This window comes from Streptomyces sp. NPDC006997, from assembly GCF_040635175.1.
Classification (GTDB): Bacteria; Actinomycetota; Actinomycetes; order Streptomycetales; family Streptomycetaceae; genus Streptomyces.
The window spans coordinates 1-1,518 of the sequence record NZ_JBEYHH010000099.1; the positions used below are offsets into that span (position 1 = coordinate 1).

Here is a 1,518-nt window from a genome sequence, read left to right on the forward strand (position 1 = left end):
CGCGGCAGGGCATGCCGTGTCAGCCTGTGGAGACCTCGGCGCCAGCCGGTCTGTGAAGCAGGAACCCGTAAGCCGGGCGACCGGCCGAACCCCCCTAGGGGAATCCTCGCCCTTCAGGGCGAGGAGGAAGTCAAACCTCCACTCCGGATCGAACTTGATCAAAATCAATCCAGGACTTCATCCTGTTCTGGACCGGTCTGAACTGACTCGTTCCGATCCTTCTTCCCCCACTCCGGGCGCCCCCGGGCCCGAAGACTGGAATGCTTGACTGTCGAACGGGCCGTACAGGGTGTACGGCCCGAACGGGCTGCGGGGGGCCGAGGGATCGTGGAGGACAGGGTGCGGGTGGTCATCGCGGAGGACTCGGTACTGCTCCGGGAGGGCCTGACCCGGTTGCTGACCGACCGCGGGCACGAGGTCGTCGCCGGGGTGGGGGACGCGGAGGCCCTGATCAAGACGATCACCGAGCTGGACGCGGAGAACGCGCTGCCCGACGTCGTGGTCGCGGACGTGCGGATGCCGCCGACCCACACCGACGAGGGCGTCCGGGCCGCCGTACGACTGCGCAAGGCGCATCCGGGGCTCGGGGTGCTGGTGCTGTCGCAGTACGTGGAGGAGCGGTACGCCACCGAACTGCTGGCAGGTTCCAGCCGTGGGGTCGGCTACCTGCTGAAGGACCGGGTGGCCGAGGTCCGCGAGTTCGTGGACGCGGTGGTGCGGGTGGCGCGGGGCGGTACGGCGCTGGACCCCGAGGTGGTCGCGCAGTTGCTGGGGCGTTCCCGCAAGCAGGACGTGCTCGCCGGGCTCACCCCGCGTGAGCGTGAGGTGCTGGGTCTGATGGCCGAGGGGCGGACCAACTCCGCGATCGCGAGGCAGCTCGTGGTCAGCGACGGGGCCGTCGAGAAGCACGTCAGCAACATCTTCCTCAAGCTCGGGCTGTCGCAGAGCGACGGAGACCACCGCCGGGTCCTGGCGGTCCTCACCTACCTGAATTCCTGACTCCGGTGTCCGAGCGCGGGCGGACGGCCCCCGACCGGGGGACACTGCTGAGGCGTGCGGATGACCAACGGAAGCCGCCCTTGGCGGACGTAGGGTTGATTTCGGGAGGGTCTGTGGGAAGGCCACTCCCCGACACTCGCCTCGAAGGAGGTCCAGTTCAGTGACCAGCCAGGTCAGCAGCCCAGCGGAGCAGACTGACGGAGCCGTCGTAGGAGAGCAGCGCAGGGCGGACGGAGCCAAGACCGTCCGCCGCCTGGACCGGGTGATCATCAGGTTCGCGGGTGACTCGGGTGACGGTATGCAGCTCACCGGGGACCGGTTCACCTCGGAGACGGCGTCGTTCGGGAACGACCTGTCGACCCTGCCGAACTTCCCGGCCGAGATCCGGGCGCCCGCGGGCACCCTGCCCGGCGTGTCGTCGTTTCAGTTGCACTTCGCCGACCACGACATCCTCACCCCCGGCGACGCGCCGAACGTGCTGGTGGCGATGAACCCGGCCGCGTTGAAGGCGAACATCAC

General features: G+C 68.8%; 1 protein-coding gene and 1 pseudogene. Both read left to right on the plus strand.

Translation table 11 applies throughout. From position 1 onward, the window contains the following. Positions 1 to 327: 327 nt before the first annotated feature. Positions 328 to 999, plus strand: a complete 672-nt coding sequence (locus tag ABZ659_RS35820) for a response regulator transcription factor (protein ID WP_360229183.1) — start codon at positions 328 to 330, stop codon at positions 997 to 999. 160 nt (positions 1,000 to 1,159) lie between these two features. Further along, positions 1,160 to 1,518: pseudogene (locus tag ABZ659_RS35825) on the plus strand (2-oxoglutarate ferredoxin oxidoreductase subunit alpha); the annotation flags it as partial.